25 protein-coding genes and 1 pseudogene are annotated in these 24108 nt (G+C 52.7%); 12 read left to right on the forward strand and 14 right to left on the reverse strand.

From position 1 onward, the window contains the following. The first annotated feature begins 38 nt into the window (after positions 1-38). Positions 39-185 (forward strand): hypothetical protein, encoded by a 147-nt coding sequence (locus tag MHZ89_RS00080; RefSeq protein ID WP_311781344.1) that lies wholly within the window; start codon positions 39-41, stop codon positions 183-185. Between the two features lie 49 nt (positions 186-234). Here MHZ89_RS00080 and ttcA read toward each other — a convergent pair whose 3' ends face one another. From ttcA to MHZ89_RS00105, 4 genes and pseudogenes are all read right to left on the reverse strand, one after another. After that, on the reverse strand, positions 235-1164 hold the full coding sequence (gene ttcA / locus MHZ89_RS00085) for a tRNA 2-thiocytidine(32) synthetase TtcA (RefSeq protein ID WP_311781345.1): 930 nt from the start codon (positions 1162-1164) through the stop codon (positions 235-237). Between the two features lie 584 nt (positions 1165-1748). Then, a pseudogene (locus MHZ89_RS00095) lies at positions 1749-2227 on the reverse strand (Hcp family type VI secretion system effector). A 609-nt stretch (positions 2228-2836) separates the two neighbouring features. After that, positions 2837-3529 (reverse strand): hypothetical protein, encoded by a 693-nt coding sequence (locus tag MHZ89_RS00100; protein ID WP_311781346.1) that lies wholly within the window; start codon positions 3527-3529, stop codon positions 2837-2839. Positions 3530-3855: 326 nt separating this feature from the next. Continuing rightward, positions 3856-4458: a TetR/AcrR family transcriptional regulator gene (locus tag MHZ89_RS00105; RefSeq protein ID WP_311781347.1), complete on the reverse strand. Its 603-nt coding sequence runs from the start codon at positions 4456-4458 to the stop codon at positions 3856-3858. A gap of 140 nt (positions 4459-4598) precedes the next feature. Between MHZ89_RS00105 and MHZ89_RS00110 the strand changes: the two genes are divergently transcribed. The 3 genes from MHZ89_RS00110 (at position 4599) to MHZ89_RS00120 (ending at position 6949) form a co-directional block, all read left to right on the forward strand. Beyond that, entirely contained in the window at positions 4599-5000 is a 402-nt protein-coding gene (locus MHZ89_RS00110) for a RidA family protein (RefSeq protein WP_311781348.1), read from the forward strand. Continuing rightward, positions 4957-5277 carry a hypothetical protein gene (locus tag MHZ89_RS00115; RefSeq protein ID WP_311781349.1) on the forward strand — a complete coding sequence of 107 codons (321 nt, stop codon included), beginning with the start codon at positions 4957-4959 and terminating at the stop codon, positions 5275-5277. Before MHZ89_RS00110 ends, MHZ89_RS00115 begins: the two co-directional genes overlap by 44 nt. 244 nt (positions 5278-5521) lie before the next feature. Then, complete coding sequence (locus MHZ89_RS00120; protein WP_311781350.1) at positions 5522-6949, forward strand: trehalose-6-phosphate synthase; 1428 nt, start codon at positions 5522-5524, stop codon at positions 6947-6949. Between the two features lie 121 nt (positions 6950-7070). Here the strand turns inward: MHZ89_RS00120 and MHZ89_RS00125 are convergent, their stop codons facing one another. Beyond that, positions 7071-7364 carry a DUF1330 domain-containing protein gene (locus MHZ89_RS00125; protein WP_126688919.1) on the reverse strand — a complete coding sequence of 98 codons (294 nt, stop codon included), beginning with the start codon at positions 7362-7364 and terminating at the stop codon, positions 7071-7073. Between the two features lie 118 nt (positions 7365-7482). Here MHZ89_RS00125 and MHZ89_RS00130 point away from each other — a divergent pair, with 118 nt between their 5' ends. Continuing rightward, positions 7483-8388 (forward strand): LysR substrate-binding domain-containing protein, encoded by a 906-nt coding sequence (locus MHZ89_RS00130; protein ID WP_269950246.1) that lies wholly within the window; start codon positions 7483-7485, stop codon positions 8386-8388. A 143-nt stretch (positions 8389-8531) separates the two neighbouring features. On the opposite strand, the gene dgoD is transcribed toward MHZ89_RS00130, so the two are convergent. Genes dgoD through dgoR form a run of 4 tightly spaced genes read right to left on the reverse strand, consistent with a single transcriptional unit; the run spans position 8532 to position 11839 of the window. Further along, positions 8532-9680, reverse strand: a complete 1149-nt coding sequence (dgoD, locus tag MHZ89_RS00135) for a galactonate dehydratase (protein WP_311781351.1) — start codon at positions 9678-9680, stop codon at positions 8532-8534. Further along, on the reverse strand, positions 9677-10294 hold the full coding sequence (locus tag MHZ89_RS00140; protein ID WP_311781352.1) for a 2-dehydro-3-deoxy-6-phosphogalactonate aldolase: 618 nt from the start codon (positions 10292-10294) through the stop codon (positions 9677-9679). Before MHZ89_RS00140 ends, dgoD begins: the two co-directional genes overlap by 4 nt. Next, complete coding sequence (locus tag MHZ89_RS00145) at positions 10278-11153, reverse strand: 2-dehydro-3-deoxygalactonokinase (protein ID WP_311781353.1); 876 nt, start codon at positions 11151-11153, stop codon at positions 10278-10280. Before MHZ89_RS00145 ends, MHZ89_RS00140 begins: the two co-directional genes overlap by 17 nt. After that, positions 11150-11839 carry a D-galactonate utilization transcriptional regulator DgoR gene (gene dgoR / locus MHZ89_RS00150; protein ID WP_311781354.1) on the reverse strand — a complete coding sequence of 230 codons (690 nt, stop codon included), beginning with the start codon at positions 11837-11839 and terminating at the stop codon, positions 11150-11152. Before dgoR ends, MHZ89_RS00145 begins: the two co-directional genes overlap by 4 nt. A gap of 430 nt (positions 11840-12269) precedes the next feature. Between dgoR and MHZ89_RS00155 the strand changes: the two genes are divergently transcribed. From MHZ89_RS00155 to MHZ89_RS00170, 4 genes are all read left to right on the forward strand, one after another. Beyond that, positions 12270-12494 (forward strand): YgdI/YgdR family lipoprotein, encoded by a 225-nt coding sequence (locus MHZ89_RS00155; RefSeq protein WP_311781355.1) that lies wholly within the window; start codon positions 12270-12272, stop codon positions 12492-12494. A gap of 128 nt (positions 12495-12622) precedes the next feature. Next, positions 12623-12925 carry a hypothetical protein gene (locus tag MHZ89_RS00160; RefSeq protein WP_311781356.1) on the forward strand — a complete coding sequence of 101 codons (303 nt, stop codon included), beginning with the start codon at positions 12623-12625 and terminating at the stop codon, positions 12923-12925. A gap of 145 nt (positions 12926-13070) precedes the next feature. Continuing rightward, positions 13071-13493: a DUF4354 family protein gene (locus MHZ89_RS00165; protein WP_311781357.1), complete on the forward strand. Its 423-nt coding sequence runs from the start codon at positions 13071-13073 to the stop codon at positions 13491-13493. Positions 13494-14431: 938 nt separating this feature from the next. Continuing rightward, positions 14432-15130 (forward strand): RluA family pseudouridine synthase, encoded by a 699-nt coding sequence (locus MHZ89_RS00170; protein WP_311781358.1) that lies wholly within the window; start codon positions 14432-14434, stop codon positions 15128-15130. 107 nt (positions 15131-15237) lie between these two features. On the opposite strand, the gene MHZ89_RS00175 is transcribed toward MHZ89_RS00170, so the two are convergent. Together MHZ89_RS00175 and MHZ89_RS00180 are read right to left on the reverse strand one after the other, a co-directional pair. Next, entirely contained in the window at positions 15238-15777 is a 540-nt protein-coding gene (locus tag MHZ89_RS00175; RefSeq protein WP_311781359.1) for a DUF2058 domain-containing protein, read from the reverse strand. A gap of 85 nt (positions 15778-15862) precedes the next feature. Continuing rightward, positions 15863-16789: a LysR family transcriptional regulator gene (locus MHZ89_RS00180; protein ID WP_311781360.1), complete on the reverse strand. Its 927-nt coding sequence runs from the start codon at positions 16787-16789 to the stop codon at positions 15863-15865. A 111-nt stretch (positions 16790-16900) separates the two neighbouring features. Here MHZ89_RS00180 and MHZ89_RS00185 point away from each other — a divergent pair, with 111 nt between their 5' ends. Beyond that, complete coding sequence (locus tag MHZ89_RS00185; RefSeq protein WP_311781361.1) at positions 16901-17623, forward strand: SDR family oxidoreductase; 723 nt, start codon at positions 16901-16903, stop codon at positions 17621-17623. Between the two features lie 72 nt (positions 17624-17695). Here MHZ89_RS00185 and MHZ89_RS00190 read toward each other — a convergent pair whose 3' ends face one another. Beyond that, the gene (locus MHZ89_RS00190; protein ID WP_311781362.1) at positions 17696-19246 is read right to left on the reverse strand and encodes a methyl-accepting chemotaxis protein; all 1551 of its coding nucleotides are present in this window, start codon (positions 19244-19246) and stop codon (positions 17696-17698) included. Between the two features lie 216 nt (positions 19247-19462). Further along, a complete protein-coding gene (locus tag MHZ89_RS00195; protein ID WP_311782230.1) occupies positions 19463-19693 on the reverse strand; it encodes a transcriptional regulator in 231 nt (76 codons plus the stop codon). Positions 19694-20084: 391 nt separating this feature from the next. On the opposite strand from MHZ89_RS00195, the gene MHZ89_RS00200 reads away from it, so the two are divergent. Continuing rightward, positions 20085-20288 (forward strand): DUF3606 domain-containing protein, encoded by a 204-nt coding sequence (locus MHZ89_RS00200; protein WP_311781363.1) that lies wholly within the window; start codon positions 20085-20087, stop codon positions 20286-20288. 4 nt (positions 20289-20292) lie between these two features. Here MHZ89_RS00200 and MHZ89_RS00205 read toward each other — a convergent pair whose 3' ends face one another. After that, entirely contained in the window at positions 20293-21738 is a 1446-nt protein-coding gene (locus MHZ89_RS00205) for a methyl-accepting chemotaxis protein (protein WP_311781364.1), read from the reverse strand. 336 nt (positions 21739-22074) lie between these two features. On the opposite strand from MHZ89_RS00205, the gene MHZ89_RS00210 reads away from it, so the two are divergent. Beyond that, positions 22075-23856 (forward strand): sensor domain-containing phosphodiesterase, encoded by a 1782-nt coding sequence (locus MHZ89_RS00210; protein ID WP_311781365.1) that lies wholly within the window; start codon positions 22075-22077, stop codon positions 23854-23856. Positions 23857-24108 lie beyond the last annotated feature (252 nt).

Here is a 24108-nt window from a genome sequence, read left to right on the forward strand (position 1 = left end):
CCTATGCTTTAAAGACAGTAACCACAAAGGAGAAGGGTATGATATCCATTATCGCCAGCGATCCGATTCCTACCGATCCCGTCCCGATTCCCGATCCGATGCCGCAACCACCGCCGAACCCGCAACCGGACCCGCAGCCTGAGCCGGGTTATCCGCCCATCCTCGATCCACCGCCGCATCGGTAAAAAAAGGGCGCGCTGATATTGCAGCGCGCCCTTTTTTAAAGCGTTCCTGTTACGGCAGCTGTAGCACGTCGAGACGGATCACCGGCTCGGCGTCATCCGCTTCCTGCCAGCCAGCAGGCTGTACCGGCAGCGTTTCCCGGTCAAAGGCGAGATCGCCGCCGTCCACCACCGCATCGCCGTGTTGAATGCCTTTAAAATCGAACAGGTTGATATCCGCCAGATGCGACGGCACAACGTTCTGCATTGCGCTGAACATCGTCTCGATGCGTCCGGGATAGCGTTTGTCCCAGTCGCGCAGCATATCGGCGATCACCTGACGTTGCAGGTTAGGCTGCGAACCGCAGAGGTTGCATGGAATAATCGGGAATTTGCGCGCTTCAGAGAAGCGAACAATATCTTTTTCACGGCAGTAGGCCAGCGGACGAATGACGATGTGTTTGCCGTCGTCGCTCATCAGCTTCGGCGGCATGCCTTTCATTTTTCCGCCGTAGAACATATTCAGGAACAGCGTCTGCAGGATATCGTCGCGGTGATGGCCGAGCGCGATTTTCGTACAGCCCAGCTCGGTAGCGGTGCGGTAGAGAATGCCGCGGCGCAGGCGCGAACAGAGCGAACAGGTGGTTTTGCCTTCCGGGATCTTCTCTTTAACGATGGAGTAGGTGTCTTCTTCGACGATTTTGTATTCGACGCCAAGCGACTCCAGATATTCCGGCAGAATGTGCCCTGGAAAGCCCGGTTGTTTCTGATCGAGATTAACCGCCACCAGCGAGAAGTTAACCGGTGCGCTCTGCTGCAGATTACGCAGGATCTCCAGCAGCGTATAGCTGTCCTTGCCGCCCGACAGGCAGACCATAATGCGGTCGCCTTCTTCAATCATATTGTAATCAGCGATAGCTTCGCCGACGTTGCGACGCAGGCGCTTCTGGAGTTTATTAAGGTTGTACTGTTCTTTCTTGTCAACCGTTTGATTTTCTTGCATTTTTCTCTGTCTCTACAACCAAGAGGGGCATATAAGGGGCAAGGTCCATTCAGATTGCCAGCTTACCGTTGAGCATTTCAACCCGCTCGCTGTTCATCTTTTCAATCCAGGTCGCACAGGACTCACGGACACTCTGCGCATGTTTATGCCCCATCTGATTCGCTATAAAAGAGGGCGTGTGCGCCCGTCGATAATCATCAGCAGGCAAAAGTATGCCGCGTATGGTACGGATTACGGCGGCGAATGCCAGCACGTTTTATGGCGACAACACACAATAGGCCAGTGCTGGAAGGTGCAGGGGGCTATGCTTCCTTTTGAGGCGAAGACACACAGATAGCACCCTAACATCGCCGTTCTGAATTTTCAGGGTTAAGCTGCCTTACTTGTTGTGCCACAGAACAGAAAATGCTGGTGAAAGATCGTAATTATTGATCGAAGATATTAAAAATAACCCACGCGCTATTGAGCGAAAATGAGTGCGAGCCAGTATACGTAGTCGCTATAACCTTCTACACGCGGGCCATCGTTTGATTGAAATCCCTGCCGCGAAGGGCCAGGTATTATTCGAAAGGTATTTATTGAGACTAGGCTGTAGCGTATTCGTTCCACGAATCTCGGTAGATAATATTACCTTCCGTATATTTCCAGGTTATTGCCTCATAGCGTAATTCAAGGGTTTCCAGATGAGTACTGCTCGCACCATTTTGCGCGAGATAGGGCGATACCGTTGTGATTTTGACGTTATCCAGGGTGATATTGAAATACTCAGATTCACTGCCCGATTCCAGTATGCGATACATTTTTATTGTTGCTTTTTTCAAGGTGCGGTTTCGCATACGGCGCGATACAAAACGGGGGTTGTCTTGTCAAACTCTTTTACTATCACTATGGGGCGATGAATACGCGTACCAGTAAGCTTACCCCTGTTCGGATCGACTGGAATGGTCACCCCATGGGAGAATGATTTTAATTCAATGGAACCTGCTCGTGATGGCATTAAGCACTCGCCAGAGATGGGCGAGCCATTTTCATCTTCGAGCCATAAGTGTGCGGGAGTAGACATAATACATTCCTTATCAAAGAAGTTTAGAACATAGTGTGGGTAAAACGATCACCATTTGCAGTAACGAGCGAAAATGTAAATTATGAAAAGAGCAAAAAGACCTATAGGCCAGACTGGACCTTCAGGAAAAAAATGAACCAGAGCAATCGCGAAGATCAGTATCAGGACTTGAGGAGCATATAGCGCAAACAGGGACATAAAAAGACGTCTAAAGATCCTTATGATGATATTCCACATGATTATCGTAACCCCTGGAATGACTTAGATGATATCGCATCCCTGTGCCCGTAGTGTTTTAAATTAGCAAATTGCTTTAAAGAATCATTTTACTGAAAAGGTTAATGTTTGATTTGGTATTGCTTAAAAAATATTGGAACAAAGATAATCTAGTAAAAATAAGCTTCTCTTTTAGCTATTACCACTTCATATACCATCGCTCTATGATTATTACCACAAATATGAAGAATATGAGCACCGGCCATAAGGGGCCTTCCGGGAAAAAATGTATCAGGAAAACTGCGAATAAGAATGTAAGCAATGCAGGAGCATAATCTGAAATTAAAGATTTAATCAGCCGCTTAAAAAACCTTTTAATAAGATTTAACATAGTTATCGAATCATCCTTGTGATTATGTCTGCAATTTGGGCATCCGACGCCAACTGTGCTCTAATCGCACCTGTCTGTTCAAACAAAGGTTCTATCAGGAAATACATCATTTCTAACTCATGAGCGTACAGTAAAGCGTGATATTTAGGATATTTATAATGAAGTCGACGGGAACTATCTGCTGCCTTTTGTACAACAGCATATAGGCTAAATATTGTTATAACTCTACCAGTATTATGTCCTATTAAGCTGGTCATATTAAGGCTCATGTTCAGGCCAGTAGCTACAGCTGTGGCTGTAGCCAGAGCAAATCCAGCTTGGGTTAGAGAACTGGCAGCGATATGAACATTAACAGCCATCAGTAATTTTTTAATATGTTCTAACTGGTCAGATGTTTTGTATTTGAATACTTCTTCGAAATAGATTTTAAGCATTTCATATATAACGTCAACATTTTGTAGGATCTGATAAACGCCACTAACGAATCGCAAATCTTCACTCTTCTGCTGCTGGCAGACATCCTGATACTCATCAGTAAAACAGGATGTATAATATAATGCTCGTTTTGCGCCGGCTTCTATCGTTTCAATCTGACTGGATACCGCCTTTGCAACACCATTGATCGCGTGATCAAGCTTTATTGCAAGGATGTTATTATTCTGGAGGTATGAAATGATGCTTTCTTTATAATGCATGATCAATTCCTTATGAATTAATTTTCATCTTTTTTATGTTTTTGTTGTAATTTAAAGTAAGCAGGACAGCTAACTGGTTGCAGTAATAATACTGATCCATAATGAGCCGAGTGATTCAGTGAACCAGACCCCATACTATATAATTTATCTTTCAAGTAAATAAAAGATTCGCATATATTGATTCTCACTTGAGAATAAATGTTATCTTACAGGGTTCAGACATTTTAAATGCGCTTTAATTAAAGCGGCAACCTTATGCCGCTTTTAGAGGAAGCTGAAAAGCTTAAGGGAAAGACTAATAATAAAATTAGCTGTTCTTTTATATATTAAGCTGCACCGGCATTATTACGTAAACCCTTTACCAGTAATGTGAATACCTCAATCACTTTTGGCAGCGACTGCTGCGGATCGTCGCTGGCTGCTATCCACTGCGCTGCATTGAAGGCGGCGCTATTCAGCAGATAGGCGGTGGCATCCGGATCTACCGATTTGATTACGCCGCCTTCGAGCATGTTTAAGATGCCCTGACGAGTGGATTCAAGACAGCTATTCTGACTTGGCCATTGAGCAGGGTTTCCAAGGAAAGCCGGGCCATCAAGCAGAACGATGCGGCGGACTTCATCGTCCAGCGCCATTTTAATGTAGGCGATCCCTTCGGCCAGCAGCTTATCCCAGTCATCACCCGCGTCAGAAACGGCGTCTCTGGCACGCTGCGCCATCTCGCTATCTATCTGGGTAACAACCGCGGCAAGTAATCCCTTTTTATCGCCAAAGTTATGGTAGAGCGCTCCGCGCGTCAGGTTAACGCTGGCGGTCAGGTCATCCATTGATGCGGCTGCAAATCCTTTTTCCGCAAAAGCCTTTCGCGCGGCCGCAATCAATTTTGTGCGGTTGGCTTCCATCGTTTCGGCGCGGCGTTTAACAGCCATTCGTTCTCCTTTTGACATACGCAGTGTATGTGAGTTGACATGCGGCGCGTATGTGTGGTTAATTTTACATACGCCGCGTATATTAAATCATTTATGCAGGCTGCGCATCCCGCTTCATATACTGCTCAAAAGGATACTTTATGAATCAGCCTTACCCTGTTTTCCCGGCTAATCGACACTCTCTTTATGAGGCGCATGGTTACTCCGCTGCGATCCGTTCTGGCGATTTGCTGTTCGTTTCCGGACAGGTTGGCAGTCGCATAGACGGCTCGCCTGAACCAGACTTTGCCGCGCAGGTACAGCTCGCCTTTGATAACCTGGGGGCTACGCTTGCCGCCGCCGGGTGTACTTTTGCCGATTTGATTGATGTCACAACCTTCCATACCGATCCCGAAAAGCAGTTTTCAACCATTATGCAGGTGAAGCAGTCTGTTTTCCCTCAGCCGCCTTATCCAAACTGGACGGCCGTCGGCGTGAACTGGCTGGCTGGGTTCGATTTTGAAATTAAGGTTATTGCAAGGATCCCGCCAGCACAGGATTGAAAAACAGGGTATCGCCTTTGCCTGGCGATATTTCACATATCGCCTTATGGCCAGGCAGGAAGACTTAATTAATCTGGCGATTTTTGCCGAGCCAGACTTTATGCAACAGGTATTAAAGGCGGACGGGCGCGACTCTTTCCGGCATTGGGTTGGCGGTTGCCCATGGCATCCTTTGCTGTCTCAGCGCGCCCGTTTACTCAATTTTTACCCCGAAGCCAGTTATCAATACAAAATTTTTATACTCACGGTGGTTGAATCCTTTGCAGCATCTGCATAAGGAGAATCAACATAATGAAATGCTTCAACGTAAGTAATCTGCGCTTTTTACTTAGCAAAACGGCAATAAAGGATCTGCTGCGCGGCAGCGTTGCTCAGTCTTACACATCCCCAGGCGGAACCACGAACCGCTACAAGCAGCGACCATGAGCGGCTTTATCCAGTTCTTGTTGCGCCAGCCCTTTTATCTGTCCGATTCAAAAATGCTTTCCGGCAAACAGTCGGAGGCTCTACGGGATATTTGTATGTCAGGCTTAATTCTGGTTTCACATAATTACTGCCAGCGCTCAACGCTCTCAGCGCTGTATGAAAGTATTCTGTCCCACCGTGGCGGATTATGGATTAGCTGGAACGGGAAATGCGAAGCGATAGCGCCAGACAATCCCCGAACGCTCTCATTCCGCCATGGCAATAAGTTTGACACGCTGACGTTTCCGCTGACGCAAGAGGAGGTGGAAGAGGGGTATCACGGCTACGTGCATCAGGGGCTCTGGCCCGTTTTTCACCAGCGTCCCGACCTGGCGCGTTTTACAACCAATCGACGTCGGCACTATCAAAAGATCAACGAAGCTTATGCCCGGGCGATCGCTGAGTACGCCATGCCGGATGATATGTTGTGGATCCAGGATTACCATCTTATTCCCTGTCTGAAACTTATCCGCGAGGCGGGGCTGCTTAACCGCACCGGTTTTTTCTTTCACCAGCCGTTTCCTTCCGGGCAGGGTTTTGAGGCGATTCCCGACTGGCAGTGGCTGGCTGAATCCCTGCTGTGCTGCGATGTGATTGGCTTCCAGACGCTTCAGGATATGAATAATTTCCTGCTGTGGATCGAGAGTGAATACCGTACCGAACGCCTCAATGCCACCACTGTTCGTATCCACGGTCGCATTATTACGACCGGCGTGTTTCCGGTCGGTATCGACCTGGAAGATGTTGAGTATCTTAAAGAGAGTAATAGCTGTCGTCAGACAGAACAGCAGTGTCGCGCCACGCTGCCGGAAAACACCATCCTTAGCGGCGGCCATCTTGACGACAGCGCCGGACTGCCTTATCGCCTTAGCGCTATGGAGGTGCTGTTACGCTCCCATCCTGAACACGAAGGCTCGATTCGTCTGCTTCAGCTCGCATCGCCCACTGCCGGTCATTTTCCACGCGCGAAAGCGGTAACGTACGCTCTTGAAAGCCTGTGCGGAGAGATGAACGGCGTACACGGCATGTTTGGCTGGTATCCGGTCAGCTGTCTGACGCAGCCTTACAGCCGGGAAGAGCAGGCAGGGCTTTACCGCGCATCGCGCGTCGCGCTGGTCACGCCGCTGATGGCGGGAATGAGCCTGATGGCGAAAATGTATGTGGCGCTCCAGGATCGGGCAAATCCCGGCGTGCTCATTCTGTCGCAGTTCGCTGGCGCATCGGAGCATATGGATGGCGCGATTGTCGTTAACCCTTATGATCCCGATGCGATTGCTGACGCCATCCATACCGCGCTGCGGCTCTCTTTAAAAGAGCGACAGAACCGGCATGCCCGGCTGATGAAAGGTATCCGACGCCTGGACTGCCACTGGTGGGCTGACGCGATGCTTGCCGAGCTGAGCAATACCGCCAGAGACGATAGCCCGGCGCCGCAGGAAAAGCGTTTGTTGTTATCTGGATTCAACGGGCGCGTCCGTTACTGATAACGCTGACCGTTATGCCCGCCGCCTCAGGGGCGACGCGCTGAACAGGCTTATCCGGCCGGGACTGGCTTAACCAGAACTGCGCGCCGGCGCGCAGTTCTGCTGCTGCAGCAACAGGCGATCAGGCACTTCCCTCTACCAGCACAAAGGTTCCGGTTGCCGCTTTCTCGCGCAGTTTTCTCGCTGCCTGATACGCCGGGCTTTCATAGAAGCGCTTTGCCTCGGCAAAAGAGGCGAATTCAAAAATCACATGGCGCTCATGCGCTTCTCCTTCCAGATTTTCATATGCCCCGGACCAGGCGACGATTTCAGGCGCGAACTCCCGCATGGCCTCTCCGGCGGCTTTGGCATAGTCAGCGTAAGCAGCCGCATCCGACACGGTAACGTGGGCGATTAAATAACCTTTTGGCTTCATGTTTATGACCTCTGGTTGTAAAGCGGATAAAGAAACAGGGTGTGAAGCCACTCTATTGAGTATTAGACTGCCTATAAACAGCCAAAAAAAGAACGCGCTGTTATCGGAATAATGAACAATGAAGAATCTTGATGCGTTAATGCTTTTTTGCCGCGTGGCGGAAATGATGAGCTTTACCCGAGCGGCTGAAAGCCTGGGCATTCAGAAAGGGCGTGTTTCAGCCGTTATACGCCAGCTTGAGGCAGACGTGGGCGCAACGCTGCTGCATCGCACCACGCGCAGCGTGCAGCTCACCGAGGATGGGCGCGCTTTTTACTCCCGCGCGCGGGATCTGCTGGCAGAGGCAGAGGCGCTACAGTCGATGTTCGCCGATAAGGGCGTGCCGCTGCGCGGGCGGTTGCGCATTGATATGCCCACCGTTCTGGCGCAGACCCTGTTTATTCCCGCCTTGCCGCAGCTGATGGAAGCGCATCCGGATCTTGAGATCGAACTCTCCAGCACCGATCGCCGTGTCGATCTTGTTCAGGAAGGTTTTGACTGCGTAATACGTCTTGGGCCAGTGGTGGACGATACGCTGATTGCCCGGCCGATGGGCAAGCTACGTATGATCAATGCGGCGAGCCCAGGCTATCTTGAACGTTTCGGGACGCCCCAGACGATTGAAGATCTGCTCAGCCAGGGACACAGGATGGTGCACTACATCAGGAATTTTGGGTCGAAACCTGACGGATGGGAATATCCGGTAAACGAGGGGTATAAGACGCTGATGTTACCCGGCATGATGAAGGTTAACAGCGTACAAACCTATCATGAGGCGGGGCTGGCAGGGATGGGGCTGATTCAGGCGGGCTATTCCGCGCTGGCGCCGCATCTGGCAAACGGCACGCTGGTAGAAGTTTTGCCTGCACTGCGTCCCGCGCCGCTTAGCGCGTCTTTCGTGGTGGCGCACCGGCGTAACCTGTCGCAGCGCGTCAGAGCCTTTATGCAATGGAGTGAGGCGCTGCTGAAGCCCTACCTGGAGTGATTGTGATCCCCTTTAGCACCAGCCAGGCGGCAGAGAAAAATGATAACGCCCGCACGTTTCCCGACTACAGGCTGAAGCCGCAGTAAACTTGCCCCGGCATGGGCAGGGGGCCGTGTCAGATAAGGACAAGCCCCGCGTCGGTATTACCACTCCGCGACTGAACCATCCGCATGGCGCCACAGCGGGTTATGCCAGTCTGAAACATTTTTACTGCGTTCAATCACCTGCGCCTCGTCGATCTCCACGCCGAGTCCCGGTTTCATTAAGGGTTTAAAAAAGCCGCCTTCCATGCTGAAGTCCTCTTTGTTTTTCACAAAGTCGAGCAGCTCCGCGCCCTGATTGTAATGAATGCCCATGCTCTGTTCCTGGAAGACCGCGTTGCGCGAGACGAAATCGACGTGCAGACAGGCGGCGAGAGCGATGGGGCCAAGGGGACAGTGGGGGGCGAGGGCGACATCCCAGGCTTCCGCCATGGCGGCGATTTTACAGCATTCGGTAATGCCGCCAGCATGAGAGAGATCGGGTTGCAGGATAGCCAGGCCGCCCGCCTCCAGCACCCGTTTGAACTCAAAGCGCGAGAACATGCGTTCGCCTGCGGCGAGAGGCACAGCCGTTTGCGCCGCCAGTTTGGGGTAATATTCAGCCTGCTCCGCCAGTACCGGCTCCTCAATAAACAGCGGACGATAAGGCTCCAGCTCTTTAATCAGGATTTTCGCCATCGGCGCGCTAACGCGGCCGTGAAAGTCGAGGCCGAACTCAATCTCATAGCCAAAGGCTTCACGGATTTGCGCCACGGTATTTACCGCGGCGTCCACTTTGCGCGAGTCGTCAATTATTCCCAGCTCTTCACAGCCGTTAAGTTTGAAGGTGTCAAAACCGATGTGGCGTAATTTTTCAATACCGCCTATCACTTCCGCCGGTCGGTCGCCGCCTACCCAGCTGTAGGCTTTGATTTTATCGCGTACCAGGCCACCCATTAGCTGCCAGACCGGCGCGCCCAGTACCTTGCCTTTAATATCCCACAGCGCCTGGTCGATACCGGCGATAGCGCTCATCAGGATCGGGCCGCCGCGATAAAAACCTGCGCGGTACATGACCTGCCAGAGATCGTTAATGCGCGCCGGATCCTGACCAATCAGGTAGTCACCCAGCTCGTGTACTGCGGCCTCAACGGTGCGCGCGCGTCCTTCTATAACCGGTTCCCCCCAGCCAGTCACGCCTTCGTCGGTTTCGATTTTAAGAAACATCCAGCGCGGGGGTAAACGCCAGGTGGTGAGCCGGGTTATTTTCATTTCATTGCCTCTCGGTATGCCTGAACAAATGCGGCCGCCTGTTGCGCGGTGCGTTCTACGGGTTGTCCGGCGCGGTAGAGATCGCTGCCGAGTCCGGCGCCTGCGCAGCCGGCATCAAGCCATTGCGCCAGGTTCTCCGGCGTTACGCCGCCCACCGCCAGCACCGGCACATCCTCGGGGAGCACCGCCTTCAGCGCTTTGATATAGCCCGGCCCAAAGGCTGATGAGGGGAAGATTTTTAACGCCTGCGCACCGGCATCCAGCGCGTTAAAGGCTTCGCTGGCGGTCGCGCAGCCGGGACAGACGATCATCCCCAGGCTTACGGCGTGGCGAATCAGTTCGGGCTGGATATTGGGCGTCACGATGAGTTTGCTGCCCATCTGAGCGAGCATATCCACCTGTTCTGTTTTCAATACCGTTCCCGCGCCAGTCAGCGCCCTGTCGCCGTAAGCCTCCAGAATCAGCGGGATGCTTTTTTCCCACTGCGGGGAGTTAAGGGGGATTTCTACTGCATCAAAGCCCGCGTCGATCACGGCGCCGACGTGCGCCAGTACCTCATCGGGCTTTACTCCGCGCAGAATAGCGATAAGCGGGAGTTCAGTTGGCCATTGCATTAACGATGCTCCTTATTCCTGCCTGAAATGCCGTATCGCCGGATATTATCGTCGCCTGACGTCCCACAGCGGCCAGCGCCTGCTGATAACGGTTCGCCAGCGCCTCTCCGGCAACGAGGGTAATCTCTTGATCGCTAAAACGTTCGCTCATCGTGGCGACTTCCGCGCCAATCAGTAGTCCGGATAAAAATTCACTGACCTGTTCAGGGGGCAGCGCGCCCAAAAGACGCGAGGCGCGGACTTCAAAAAGCTGCGGTAACAGCGCTGGCGTTGCGAGACCGCGCTCCAGCCCAGCGGTAAAGGCGCTCTGCGACGGCTGCTGCTCCGGTAACCCGGCGCCCAGCAGCGAATGGCGCAGCAGCAGATGGTGCAGTTCGCCAGTCATGACGGTGTGAAAATCTTGAATATAGCGATCGTCAGCCTTGACCCATTTACAGTGCGTTCCCGGCATAACGTAGAGAGAGGAGGGAGCCAGCGTTTGTGCGCCGAGCAGCTGCGTCTCCTCGCCGCGCATCACGTTATGATTATCCTCCCGACAGAGGCATAAACCTGGAACGATCCAGACGTTATCGTCGACGGCAGTGAGCCGTTCGCCGATCGTCGATAAACTCACGGGCAGCGGCAGATAAGGAACGCTTTTCCAGCCTGCGTTGCTGCCTACCATGCCCGCCATTACCACGGGCGTGGCACTATCGCGCCATCCCTTAGTCACATCCGCCAGCACCGCCTGCGGGGATTTTCCATTCAGTCGGGTAACGCCTGCCTCGGACTGCCTGCTCTCCTGACATTGGTCATTCTCGACAAGCCAGGCGCGTAAGTTGGTTGATCCCCAGTCAATGGCGATGTAGCGAAATGTCATGTGATCTCCTTTAACCGATGTGTCGAGCTGGCGATCATGGTGTAGGCCGCCTGTTCTGCCGCATCGCCGTTCTGCAATCGTATAGCGTCGAACAACGCTTTATGTTCACGGAGCGTTTGCGGCATGTTGGCTTCATCGCCTTTCCAGGTGCGTTCAAACACGGCCCGCTGTAGCGAGCTGATGGCTACGCTAAGCTGCTCCAGCACCGGGTTATGCACAGAGCGCAAAACCGCTTCGTGGTAACGAATGTCCGCCTCGTTGAAGGCTTCGCGGTTTTGGTTTTTGGCGATCATATCGTTCAGCGCCGCCTCAATTTGCGCCAGATCCTGTGACGTAGCGCGCTCTGCCGCCCAGCGCGCAATAACCGGCTCCACCAGATTTCGCACTTCGCTCATGGCGGCGATCAGGTGCGGGTCAGCATCGTTTTCCAGCACCCACTGAAGCACCTCCGTATCCAGGTAGTTCCACTGATTACGCGGGGTGACGAACGCGCCGTGATAACGCCTGGTTTCAATAAGTCGCTTTGCCGTCAGCGAACGAAACACCTCACGGATGATGTTGCGCGAGGTCTCAAACTCCTCACACAGCTCTGTCTCTGCCGGTAACGCTGCGCCCGGAAGATATTTGCCGCTGACGATTTGTTTACCCAGGGTAATAACAATGCGATCGGTTTTATTGAGGTTCATAACCACTCCCTATGTTCTGATTGTGCGCCTCTACTTTACCCTGAGCGCTCAGTTTCACCGCATAGTTGAACTACAAAACAATCGTCAGTTGCTGTCACTTTGGGGGTATTGTAGTACGAGTATTTATCTTTGTGCTACAATGTAGATCGCAAAATCACCATTCCGTCGTTGAGTCTGCCTTTACGCCAGCGGGGCTGAGTTGCAGCGCTGCCTGACAACACCCTCATTACAGTCAGTAAATGTCGTATCAATCGCTTACAGACTTAGCGGCTGAAAAAGTCTCAGTTGGCAGCTTCTTTTGACAAAAATCATTTAATGGTAAGGGCAGGGTCTTTCAGCATTGATTGTTGATGTGGTGTTTATTTCAGAGGAGTAGTATTGGCTTTGAAATTAACAGCGTTTGATTCTGGTTAACAAAAGGGGCAAAGCCATGTTTATTAAAAAAGCAGCAGCAAGCATAATTATACTGGCGGCAGTTTCAATGCTTTCCGCCTGCGCAGGACATTACATTATTTCCACCAATGACGGGCATATGATTAATACCAGCGGTAAGCCCGTTATCGATAAGGAAACCGGCATGATTTCCTATGAGGACGTCGGTGGAAATATGCATCAACTCCAGAAGCAAAACGTAAAAGAGATTGTTAAACAGTAAGCAGCAAAGCTTCCTGATTACCAGGTGATAAACAAAGTAAAAGAGTGGGTTGTAAGGCGTAAGCGATGATATTTACGCCTTTCCATATCGGGCTGTGCTTGCCTTAAATAAATCATGGTACAAATTCTATGAAGAAAGTACTTTTGCTGATACTGCCCCTTTTTCTGGCGAGCTGCGCTAATTATAAATGGGTAAAGCAGGGCGCTAACGACAGAGACGAAATGGTGGTAGAAACCGCCTGTCAGGCACAGGCGCTACGCGACCTGCCGCCGGATAACCAGGTTAGCGGCAAAACGGTATCTCAGGATAAAAAGAACGGCGAATCTGACGTAAGTTATACCCTTAGTGACTCGAACGAATCTCAAAGAGATATTTTGGTTAAAGACTGTATGTATCAGAAAGGATGGACTCAGATCGAGGTTCAACAATAGTTCATCTGGCGCATGGGTGATATTTATCAGTTTAGCTGGCGCGCATCAAAATATAAATGCGCCTGCCTTATAAAACCCAGCACTGATTTTGCCGTTTACTAAAAATTCTAAGCGTATTTTATCTATTATAACCAGAGGTCACCTGATGTTGAAATCCACTAAAGCGATGTTGCTCTCTTTAACTATGCTGGCGGCCGGTAGCTGTATCGCCTCGGAAAGCACGCCTGATCTTACCGTTTTTGCATCGAAGGATGCTCAGGGCAGCGTATGGAACAGCCGTACTGACCAGCCAGAATATCAGGTCTCATATAAAGTAACGATAAATAATATGAGCAAAGAAGCCTACACGCCCAGTGAAGGTAAAAAAATGTGCTTCTTTCTTTTCAACAACCAAGGGCGCCAGATAAAAAATTACGGTATTCAATATGAACTTTACGCTCCTTATAAAGGCGGAGAGTCACGTAATGGTATCGTTATATTTGCCAGTCATGACGCCTCTTTATTTGATTTGCCCTTTGTTAAGCTCGGTCTGGGCGATACCTGCCTGACCGCAGTTGCCAAACCCTGAGTTTACATAAAAACACCTGCGCGCAAGCATGGTGCCATTTTGGATGGGATGTGAAATTAATTTATCGTCAGTAATGCTTCATAAAGCGTTAGCGATAGATTTGTCTGTTAAAGGCGCGCAGCGTTCGCGGGATTTTCAAAAAAAAGTTCCCGCTTCATTAGTCGTTGGCGACCGGTAGACTGAAGCGGGAGTGCCACTATGGCGAACGGACGGACTGACATTAATAAAAATATTTACGGTTTCATGTATTAATTCTTGCCCGTAAATATCAAGGGTTAATTTATCTAAAAAATGTCGCGAGTCAATATGGCGCACTGACCCTCTGACGCTGAAAATTGATTATTGTGATATTTGTGGCTTTATTTTTTTCAGCAATTATTGATTTCAGCGCCTGGGGTAAGGGTGTTTTGGTGAGAGGTTATTAAAAATTGATCTCCATCAATTAATCAAGGGCAGGAAATTCACTCTTTAACAAGCTGAAGTCAGGGTTTAAGCCCGCCGTTATAAACTGAAGCGTAAATATTTAATCGGGAAAATGATAATGTTTAAAAAAGCGATAGCCTGTCTGGTAATTACATTAGGGTGCGCAGCTGTTTCCGGCTGCGTTGTAGCGGATGGTGGACATCATCATTACGGTCCTTCTTCTGGCAGGCATCATCACGCAGGCGCTGCTGACAGCGCTTCTCAGCATATGGGCCCACCCCCAGCTTATGACAGCAGCGCTTCTCAGCATATGGGGCCGCCGCCTGCGAATGACATTCAGCGCTGGTAAAGAAACGGCCCGCTCCTGCGGGCCCTTTAGTCTTTAGTTAATACGGCCATCCCTGAATGAACGTAGCGATAGCAGACGCATTAGCCGTTGTATGGCCTGGCGGCAAGATTCGCCAGCTAGCGTAAAATTCGCTACTATCTGCCCTCACTTCTTAACCGGCAGCCTGATGTCTACCCTCTCAGATACCTTTATTGCTCCGCTGTGCCACGAAAGAATAGAGACGCTCTTTCAGGATGAGCACCTGGCGCTGATCAATAAACCCTCCGGGCTGCTCAGCCTTTCGGGGAAAAATCCGCGCAATCTCGATTCGGTGCATCACCGGCTGGTTCAGATCTTCCCGGGCTGTACTCTGGTTCATCGCCTTGACTTTGGCACCTCCGGGCTGATGGTGATTGCGCGTAATAAGGCTATTAACGCCGCGCTCTGCCAGCAGTTCAGTCAGCGCAAAGTCATTAAGCGCTACAGCGCGCTGCTTTGTGGCCATCTGGGCGATACCGAAGGCGTAATCGACGCGCCGATTGCTAAAGATCCGTCGCTGTTCCCGTTGATGTCCATTTGCGCTGTGCGCGGCAAGCCCGCGCGATCCCGCTATCGGGTGGTTGAGCGTTTTTATCAGGAGCTGGAGGACGGCGCGCGGCTGCCGTTGACGCGCGTTGAGCTTGCGCCAGAGACCGGGCGTACCCATCAGCTGCGCATTCACTGCCAGCAGCTTGGGCATCCCATTTTGGGCTGTGACCTGTATGGCGGGAGGGAGGTGCCAGGCAGCGAGCGGACGTCACGGCTGATGCTCCACGCCAGCGAGCTGCATTTTACCCATCCCGTCAGCGGAGAGCGGATAACAGCCCGTCACGCTTCCCCGTTCTGACGGCGTAGGCTTTTCTGACGCTGAATCAGTGGGTATTGCGAGGAAGGAACAGAAGAATATGAAAAGCCCTCAGGGACTTTTCATATAAAAGCGCGGCACAGCAAGGATTACCACATCAGGTCGTCAGGCACTTTAAAGTCAGCGTAGGGATCGTCTTCATCCTGCTCCTCCTGACTGAGCGCGCTGTTTAACACGATACTGTTCGCATCACGCTGCGCAATTTTATCGGCTACGCTCGCGGGAATAATCGCGTATTCGCTCTCGCCGTTGCTGTTGGTCGCCAGACGCGCGATGGCGAGGCGGCCGCTAATCAGCTGCGCCTGAGTCGCCTTATCCACCTCTATTTTTTTGATTACGTTATTATCGGTAAAGTTAAAACCAATATTGCCCCGGGAGATGATAATCCGGTTCATCTCAATCAACTGTTTTACCTGAGCTTTATACTCTTTTGAGAGAACAGCCTGTTTTTGTTGCTCGTTTAGCTGCTTATCGCGCTCAAGCTGGGCTTTCTTATTTTCTTCTACCGCCTGCCTCGCCTCGCGCGCCTGAACGCGCGATTTTTTAGCCGTTCTCTGCACCTTGTCCATCTTTTTACTGGTGACCAGGCCAGCTTTTAGCATCTGCTCTTGTAAGGTAAGTTTCGTCATCTTCGTTTCTAAGCCGGTTAAAAATTTCACTGAGTATACCTGTAATTTTACAGGCTGTACCGGGTTGAAGCCGCGGGCAATCGGGCTATCCGCGTGCGGCCTTCTCTCGTCGACACACCGCCATAATCGTTTCCCGCAGCCAGCGATGCAGCGGATCCGCCTGCATGCGCGGATGCCAGATAAGAGAGATGTTGATGGCTGGCGTCTCTACGGGCAGCTCAAAGTGCGCCAGATCGTTGTGGCGCGCGCCAGAGGCGAAGCTGCCCAGGCAAGAAAATGGCACCAGGCCAAGAATAACGGACTCCCGCACCACAGGGATGGCGTTAGCGAAAGCGGGTAGCGCCACGATCACGCGCCGCCGCAAACCCAGACGTTCAAGGGCGTCGTCTACCGGCCCCCAGATTTTATTATGACGGGAGATAACGACGTGAGGATAGCTGACGTAACGTTCAGCCGTCACGCCCGGCGCCTGCAAAAGGGGATGATTCCGTCGACAAATCCCCACAAACCGGTCGCTGAACAGCGTCCTGATTTTGAGTTCAGGCGCATCGGTTCCCAGCACGCCGATTTCAAGGTCAATCTCCCCCCGGCGCAGCAGGTCAGCCTCTTTATCTCGCTTGTTAACAAACACCAGCTGTATCAGCGGCGCCTGTTGCTGAAGCTCTTTTACCAGGGCTGCGGCAGTCAAATCGATAAAACTGTCATTGGCGCGGATGATAAAGCTGCGTTCTGTGCTGGCGAGATCCAGCTGGGGATTAGCGGATTGCAGAAGCGCGCACGCGCTGCGCGCGACGTGGGAGACGCGCCCGGCCAGCTCAGTCGCGTAGGGTGTTGGCACCATCTGACGGCCCGCCTGGACCAGCAGCGGGTCGCCGGTCACGGCGCGTAAACGGGCAAGCGTGCGGCTCATCGCCGAGGTGCTTAAGCCCATACGCCGCGCCGCGCGGGTGACACTGCATTCCGTCAGTAAAGCATCCAGGGCGGTCAGTAAGTTCAGGTCGATGTCAGGCATGGAAAGGGCATGGTTGCGTGTGATGCAATCTATTGTTGCATGTGAGGCGTCTGGTGTAATGCTCCTTTCCTGTTTAGTTTGAAGATCCCTGCGAAGCTTTCGGAGATCAATATGGCGCTGAACCCGTTACCGACCACACCCCCTCATATTTTGCTGATTGGCGCCTCGCGCGGCATCGGCCTGGCGATGGCTGAAGAACTGCTCGTTCGCGGCTGGCGCGTCACCGCCACGATCCGCGCGTCCGCGTCTGCCGCGCTGGACAATCTTGCGGCCCGCTATGCGCAGGCGCTGAGCCTGGAACAGCTGGATATGACGGATGAGGCACAACTTTCCCGGCTGCATAACCGTCTGCGGCATCAGCGATTTGATGTGCTGTTCGTTAATGCGGGTATCGCCAACCGGAATCAGAACGACACCATTGCCGATGTGACTACCGAAGAGTTTGCGCACCTGATGATAACCAATGCGCTTTCACCGCTTCGGGTAGCAGAGAGGCTGCAAGAGTTTGTCGAGGCTGACGGGCTTATCGGCGTGATGTCATCCGGACAGGGAAGTATCGGGAATAATCACCAGGGCGGCAGAGAGGTCTATCGCGGCACCAAGGCGGCATTGAATCAGTACATGCGCAGCTATGCCGCACGACAGGCGGTTCTTTATCCTGAGCGCGCCTTATTGCTGCTGGCACCGGGCTGGATCCGTACCGAGCTGGGTGGAGAAGAGGGCGCCTACTCGCTGGAGGAGACGATCCCCGATATTGTCAGCGTGATTGAGCGCAAACGAAGCAAACCCGGCCTGGAGTTTTTAGACCGCTTTGGCAAGGTGGTGCCCTGGTAAAGGCAGGCGCTCGCTATGCTGAAAATAAAAAACCTCGCAGGCGCGAGGTTTTTTTAATTATCAGGCGTTCTGTCATGCGATTTTAAAAATGGATGTGGTACGGCTTAGCTGTGCCGCCTGATCTTCCAGCGAGGCGGCGGCAGCGGCGGCCTGTTGCACCAGCGCTGCGTTTTGCTGCGTCACTTCATCCATCTGCGTGATGGCGATACCCACATGCTCGATGCCGTTAACCTGCTCGCCGGAGGCGGTATAGATTTCCGACATGATTTGCGACACGTCGCCGATCGCAGTCACTATGCCATTCATCGTTTTGCCAGCCTGGGCCACCAGGTCGGTGCCTTCTGAGATACGATGGTTTGAGGCTTCAATAAGAGATTTAATCTCTTTCGCCGCCGTCGCGCTGCGCTGCGCAAGGGCGCGCACCTCACTTGCCACTACGGCAAAACCACGGCCTTGCTCACCGGCGCGAGCCGCTTCGACCGCTGCGTTCAGCGCCAGGATATTGGTCTGGAACGCAATGCTCTCAATCGTACCGATAATATCGACCACGCTTTTCGAACTATCAAAGATGGCCGCCATGGTGGTGACAACTTTCTCGACGACTTCGCCGCCCTGCTGCGCCACCTGTGAGGCCTCGGAAGCCAGGCTGCTTGCGCTTTGCGCATTGGAGGCATTTTGTCTGACGGTCGCCGTTAACTCTTCCATGCTGGCGGACGTCTCTTCCAGCGAGGCGGCCTGCTGCTCGGTTCGCGAAGAGAGATCGGTATTGCCCATCGCCACCTCTTTAGAGGCGGTATCAATGGATAAGGCGGCGGTCTGAATATCAGAAACCACTTTCTTGAGCTGCTCCTGCATGGCAGCGAAGGTGGCGATTAAAATGCCGGTTTCATCTTTTGAATGCGTGACCAGCGTGGTAGAGAGATCGCCAGCGGCGATCGCTCTGGCCGCTTTTACCGCCTCTTCAAGCGGCAGGATAATTGAACGAGCAAGGATATAGCCTAAAGCGGAAGCGATGCCCAGCCCCAGCAGCGCCCCGACAAACAGGGTTAGCCGGGTTTTAGCTTCAATAGAATCGACGGAATTCTGGCGTTCGCTCAGCAGGTTTTTCTCGCCGCTAACGATCTCATCAATGATTTTGCGCATCTGATCCATCTGCGCTTTTCCGGTATTCGCCTCGAAAGCAGCATTAAACTCAGCCTGCGTTATTGTCCCGGCATTGAGCGCGCGACGGTGATTCAGCAGCTCAGTGACGAATTTATCCTGCCACTCTTGCTCCTGCTTCAGTAAATTGTTCAGACGCTCCTGCTGAGCAGGGTTATCTGCGGTCAGCGATTTTGCATCCTGCAAAAGCTTAAGAAAGTCATCTTTGCCTGCCTTCCAGGGATCCAGCATTTCCTCTTTGCCATTAATGGCATAGCCGCGCAGACCCGTTTCCATATTCACCAGACTCTGGGTCAGGGCGCGGCTTTTGTCGATGACGCGCCAGCTGTGAATATTCCAGTTATTGGAGTTTACGATACTGGAAAAGTTGCTGTAGAAGGTTGTGCAGAGCACCAGCAGCAAAACGACAACTGCACCAAAAGCAAGAAAGAATTTTTTCTTGACAGGTAAGTTTTTGAACATGGTTTTTTGTTTCCTATACGTTAACAAATCAGTCAGCTGAATCGCAAAACTGATTAGTTATCGGCATGTTCATTTTCACCTTCAATTAAAATTATGTAAGAGATAGAGGCGGTATTTTAGCGGGGCGTTTTTTTATGTTGTTTATTTTAAAGGTAATGTTCGGCGGGCGGGCTAAAAATCACGTTTATATTAATAAGCATCCATGCTTAATGGTCGCTAACGCGACGCGAGAATAAAATCGGGATGCTTGTCTGCCAGTAACAGCAACAGCTCATATTCTCCCTGGCTGAGCAGTCCGGGATTAGATACAGCCTCTTTAAGTTGCCAGCTACGAAGGCTCAGATTAAAGCGTTCGGCGGCGCGCTCCTGAGTCAGGCCGGCGGCAACCCGAAGGGAGCGCACATCAGTCTGTACAATTACGCCTGGCTTAAAGGGTTTAGTCTTCATAAAAATGTCTCTCTGTGCAGCCAGTTCTGTTTCAGCAGGACTCGGTTTGGCATACACAAAACAATCGGTAAAGGGATAACAGAATTTCTGCATCAGGTGCGAAAGTTTCTGTCTGAAAATGCACGTCATGGCTGCCTGACAGCGCAGGCGCATGTAATAACATTGTTAATGTTATTAGCGTGACGGTTAATCAGGGTCGGTTTTAATTTACTTTATTATTAACTGGCTCCTTTCAGACAGGTTCCTGGTTTCGGAACCCTCTCATAATTTCTCTTCAGAATCGTTTAGGGATAAATCCGCTTTATATCCTGTACCAGACATTCAGGATGAGGGGCTTCGCACGCTGAATATTATCCCGGCGCTTTTCTTTGCCGGTAATAAGGACAAAGATATGAAAGACCCCATCGTTCGTCGCGTCCCTGCTGACCTTTCCTGCGTGGAAGTCAGCGAACAATGGCAAATCACTTTCTGGATGCTGACGCTGCATATCACTCAGGATCGGCTTATCCGCGCCGTAAAAGAGGCGGGGCAGGATATAGAAAAGGTGCGCGGCTGGCTGGAAGAAAACCCGCCGCCGCGCCGCCCCTGTTCCTGAGGTTTTAGTTTATGCCGCTTAACCTTTGCGGCGCCGCAAACAGATTCATACCCTCGGCTATAGCATGACGCTGCTCGTCTGCCGCTGACAGGTCAGGCGTTTTAAAATGGCCGATCGCAGAGGCAAGGGTTTCCGTCCGTCCGCTGAGGCTGCCTGCGGAGGCGGTGACCTGCTGAACAAGCGAGGCGTTCTGTTGCGTCACGCGGTCAAGATCGGCGATAGCCAGCGTCACCTGAGAAATGCCTTTACTCTGTTCATCTGAGGCCAGCGCGATATGCCCGATAAGATCGTTCACGGCAGCAACGCTTTTCGTCACGCTGCCCATGGTGTCTCCCGCCCGTTCGGCAACTACCGCGCCTTCCTGCACGCGCGTTACCGCGCCGTTAATCAGCCCTTCGATCTCTTTAGCGGCGGCAGCGCTTCGCTGGGCGAGCGTCCGCACCTCGGAGGCGACAACGGCGAAGCCGCGACCTTGCTCACCGGCTCGCGCCGCCTCAACGGCTGCGTTTAGCGCCAGGATATTCGTCTGGAATGCGATGCTGTTAATAGTGTCCGTAAACTGGCGAATTTTTTCTGCCTGTTCGGCGATATCGCTCATCAGCGTCGAGACGGATGTCACCAGCGCTTCTCCTTGCTGCGTGGTCTGAGAGGTCACACCCGCCAGTTCCCGGGCTTCACGCGCGCTTAACGCGTTGTTTTTGACCGTCGCGGTCAGCTCCTCCATGCTGGCTGCGGTCTGCTCAAGCGCCGCAGCCTGACGGGTTGTGCGATCGGAGAGGTCGGTGTTGCCAGCTGCGATATCCGCCGCTTCCTGACGCAGGACGACCGTATTGTCGCGTACGGACAATACGGTCGTGAGCAGGCTTTGCTGCATCAGCCTGACCAGCGGAACCAGTTGCCCCACGCAGTTACGTCCAAATTCTTGCGGCTCGCGAGAGAGATCGCCTGCGGCAATACCCCTGAAATGCTCACGCATTACGCCCAGCGGTTTAACGAGGTGCGTCACCAGGAAGCGGTCGCAAAATGCCAGCAGTCCCAGCGTCATCAGCGCGGCAATAATAAAGGCAGCTTCCAGACGATGGCGATCCCGGCTCATCGCCGCTTCGTCCGACGCAAGCTGATGCTGAAGCCAGACCAGCCGCTCGTTTGACGCAGCCGAAAACAGGGCAGGCGTCTGGCTCAGGGCGCGACTCACCGGCGACCAGGCGGCGCCGGAGGGAAGGTCAGCCCGCAGCGCCGCTTTTTCCTCAGAGGAGCCGGAAACAATCACATTCCCGGCACGCGTCAGAAAGAGAAGCTGCGCGGTCATGGCGTCTCTGCTCGCGTCTCGCTGGTGCATATCATGCATAACAGCAGAACCGTAGGCGCCAGCCAGCGCCACGACAAGCAGGGCGGCAAGCAAAATGACCTGTACGACCCTGCGGATAGTAAAGTTTCTGAGAAAATGCATAGAAGATTCCCCGGTGTTGTTATCGCTGTGTAAATGTTTATCGTATTTTATAATTAAAGTAGCCTGCTATTTAATTGCGCGCTATCTTATGGCTAACTACAGTCTGGCAGGCAAACAGAAAAAAGAAAACGATCATTTTGTAATTTTTTTGTCTTTCGGATTTTTTGGCATTGTTTTAAATATTTTGCTGTGCCAAGGCGGCGGAATGCGCTTAAAATTTCGTACCAGAAAACCTGCTTTTTTCCTGTTGTCCTTACAGGATTTATCCGGCCTGTTGATTACACACTTTTATTTCTGTTCTGTTCTGTTCCTGAGGAGGGGCGGGCCGGAGGATCCATGCAAACATGTTCTGTCGACACAGAAAGTCGCATCCGCGCGCTAGAGGCGTTTCGTGAACCTGACGAAAGCCGTGATGGCGTACTTGAAAAATTTGTCCGGCTGGCAAGCCAGGCGCTTGGCATTCCTGGCTGTTTTATTTCCATCGTTGACGATGAGTTTCAGTACATCAGGGCCGCGCGCAACTTTTCCCTCAAGCACTCGACGCGTGAAGATTCCCTCTGCCGCTATGTAATAGATAACGAAACGCCGATGGTGGTGTCGGACACCTTGCTGGATGCCCGCTTTGTAAAGCACAAGTTTGTCATCGGCGAGCCCTATATCCGCTTCTATGCCGGCGTTCCGTTGAAAAGCCGCAATGGTCATATCCTCGGAACGCTCTGCGTCACCGACGGCGAGCCGCATCATCTTAGCGCCGAGCAGCTTACCGCGCTGACGCTGCTGGCTGCGCTGGTTATCTCTTTTCTGGAGGCCTGGCACTCGGCCGGCTTTACCGATCCCGTCACCGGCCTGCCCAATCGCCAGCGTCTTATCCGCGATTTGCAGTATCTGGCAACCGGCGGCGACAACCAGCCACGTCGGCTGGTGCTGATCGACTGTATCGACATGCCGCGCGCCTATGAGCTGGCGCGATCTATGGGAATGGGGCCGGTAGAGGGACTGCTAAAAGATGTCGCTACGCTTTTGCCTCTGCGCCTGCGTCTTGGGACGGGCGATCTGCTCTACACCGTGGCGACCGGGCGTTTTGCGCTACTGGTCAGCGAAAGCAGCGGGCTGAGCGCAGCCAGGGTGGCGGATCGTATGGAGGGCATCAGCGCAGATCTGGGAGAAGGACTGTCGGTTACCCTGACGACCTTTACCGGGGAAGTGAACTTTACGGCTGTGGCGTTACCGGCGCAGGAGATATTGCGTCGCGGGCTTAGCGCGCTGCATGAAGCGATTGGCAGCGGCATACCGACGCGAACCTTCAGCGCAGCAGAGGATATTCGCCGCACGCGCGACTTTACCCTGATGCATGAGCTGGCCTCGGCTTTACAGAACGATGAGGGCCTCTATCTCGCCTATCAGCCCAAAATCTGTTTGCAGACGGGCGCGCCTGTCGGGCTGGAAGCGCTTATTCGCTGGCGTCATCCCGTCCTGGGTGAACTACCGCCCTCGGCTTTCGTCCCGCTGGCGGAGCAGACCGAGCTGCTGCATGAAATGAACGCCTGGGTTATCGATCGCGCTATTGCGCGCCTGGCGAGGCTGCGTAACCACTGTATACAGCTCCCCGTGTCGGTCAACGTCAGCCTGCACGATTTTGCCCGTCCCGGATTCGCGGATCTGCTGGAAGATAAAATGGTAAAAGTCAGGCTGCCCACCTCGCTGCTTGGCGTGGAGTGTCTGGAGACGGAGCGTCTGATTGAAAGCCCGGCAGCCATGCGCGGTCTGGAGATGCTCAAGCTGCGCGGTTTTGGCATTTCGCTGGACGATTTCGGCACCGGATACAGCAATATCAGCTACCTGCGCCGCATGCCGCTGGACGTTATCAAGCTCGACCGCTCTTTGATTAGCGGGCTTTCCTCCGATACCGCGTCGCGCATCATTGCGCGAAACATTATCACCATGCTGAAAGAGCTGGACTACGTTGTGCTGGCCGAAGGGATAGAGAGCGCCGATGTGGCAGGCATGCTGAGCGAATATGGCTGCGACCAGGCTCAGGGCTATTTTTATGCCAAACCGCTTCCCGATCGGGAGCTGGATGCGTGGCTGGACTGGAAATTGCGCAATAAATGTAGCTGAAGCCGGCGCCTGCTATGGCGCGTTCGGTGCCGCCTCTGGCGCGGGAGCATCAGGCACATCATCCCAGGTGCAGTCAATTTCGCTGTCATGCGAAACGCACTCGGGCAGCGCGTCCCGATTCGTTGCCTGACGATCGGGCGCTGCCGCGCAGCTGACGAGCAGCAGGCAGGCGAAAAATGCAGCAGGCTTCAACAGGGGAAAGCATCCGTTCAGAACAGGTGCGTTAATTCTCTGTGCCGTTGCGTCAACAGG

Origin of the sequence: Pantoea sp. ACRSB, from assembly GCF_022346905.1 — a bacterium.
In the GTDB taxonomy this organism is placed as follows: domain Bacteria; phylum Pseudomonadota; class Gammaproteobacteria; order Enterobacterales; family Enterobacteriaceae; genus Pantoea; species Pantoea piersonii.

Bases quoted from the DNA above. Each gene is read 5' to 3' on its own strand.
- MHZ89_RS00155 (WP_311781355.1), top strand. From the start codon at position 12,270: ATGTTTATTAAAAAAGCAGCAGCAAGCATAATTATACTGGCGGCAGTT.
- MHZ89_RS00165 (WP_311781357.1), top strand. From the start codon at position 13,071: ATGTTGAAATCCACTAAAGCGATGTTGCTCTCTTTAACTATGCTGGCG.
- dgoR (WP_311781354.1), bottom strand. From the start codon at position 11,839: ATGAACCTCAATAAAACCGATCGCATTGTTATTACCCTGGGTAAACAA.
- MHZ89_RS00185 (WP_311781361.1), top strand. From the start codon at position 16,901: ATGGCGCTGAACCCGTTACCGACCACACCCCCTCATATTTTGCTGATT.
- MHZ89_RS00100 (WP_311781346.1), bottom strand. From the start codon at position 3,529: ATGCATTATAAAGAAAGCATCATTTCATACCTCCAGAATAATAACATC.
- MHZ89_RS00195 (WP_311782230.1), bottom strand. From the start codon at position 19,693: ATGAAGACTAAACCCTTTAAGCCAGGCGTAATTGTACAGACTGATGTG.
- MHZ89_RS00145 (WP_311781353.1), bottom strand. From the start codon at position 11,153: ATGACATTTCGCTACATCGCCATTGACTGGGGATCAACCAACTTACGC.
- ttcA (WP_311781345.1), bottom strand. From the start codon at position 1,164: ATGCAAGAAAATCAAACGGTTGACAAGAAAGAACAGTACAACCTTAAT.
- MHZ89_RS00105 (WP_311781347.1), bottom strand. From the start codon at position 4,458: ATGGCTGTTAAACGCCGCGCCGAAACGATGGAAGCCAACCGCACAAAA.
- MHZ89_RS00120 (WP_311781350.1), top strand. From the start codon at position 5,522: ATGTCAGGCTTAATTCTGGTTTCACATAATTACTGCCAGCGCTCAACG.
- MHZ89_RS00170 (WP_311781358.1), top strand. From the start codon at position 14,432: ATGTCTACCCTCTCAGATACCTTTATTGCTCCGCTGTGCCACGAAAGA.
- MHZ89_RS00190 (WP_311781362.1), bottom strand. From the start codon at position 19,246: ATGTTCAAAAACTTACCTGTCAAGAAAAAATTCTTTCTTGCTTTTGGT.
- MHZ89_RS00175 (WP_311781359.1), bottom strand. From the start codon at position 15,777: ATGACGAAACTTACCTTACAAGAGCAGATGCTAAAAGCTGGCCTGGTC.
- MHZ89_RS00110 (WP_311781348.1), top strand. From the start codon at position 4,599: ATGAATCAGCCTTACCCTGTTTTCCCGGCTAATCGACACTCTCTTTAT.
- MHZ89_RS00140 (WP_311781352.1), bottom strand. From the start codon at position 10,294: ATGCAATGGCCAACTGAACTCCCGCTTATCGCTATTCTGCGCGGAGTA.
- MHZ89_RS00205 (WP_311781364.1), bottom strand. From the start codon at position 21,738: ATGCATTTTCTCAGAAACTTTACTATCCGCAGGGTCGTACAGGTCATT.
- MHZ89_RS00180 (WP_311781360.1), bottom strand. From the start codon at position 16,789: ATGCCTGACATCGACCTGAACTTACTGACCGCCCTGGATGCTTTACTG.
- MHZ89_RS00080 (WP_311781344.1), top strand. From the start codon at position 39: ATGATATCCATTATCGCCAGCGATCCGATTCCTACCGATCCCGTCCCG.
- dgoD (WP_311781351.1), bottom strand. From the start codon at position 9,680: ATGAAAATAACCCGGCTCACCACCTGGCGTTTACCCCCGCGCTGGATG.
- MHZ89_RS00160 (WP_311781356.1), top strand. From the start codon at position 12,623: ATGAAGAAAGTACTTTTGCTGATACTGCCCCTTTTTCTGGCGAGCTGC.
- MHZ89_RS00210 (WP_311781365.1), top strand. From the start codon at position 22,075: ATGCAAACATGTTCTGTCGACACAGAAAGTCGCATCCGCGCGCTAGAG.
- MHZ89_RS00125 (WP_126688919.1), bottom strand. From the start codon at position 7,364: ATGAAGCCAAAAGGTTATTTAATCGCCCACGTTACCGTGTCGGATGCG.
- MHZ89_RS00200 (WP_311781363.1), top strand. From the start codon at position 20,085: ATGAAAGACCCCATCGTTCGTCGCGTCCCTGCTGACCTTTCCTGCGTG.
- MHZ89_RS00130 (WP_269950246.1), top strand. From the start codon at position 7,483: ATGAAGAATCTTGATGCGTTAATGCTTTTTTGCCGCGTGGCGGAAATG.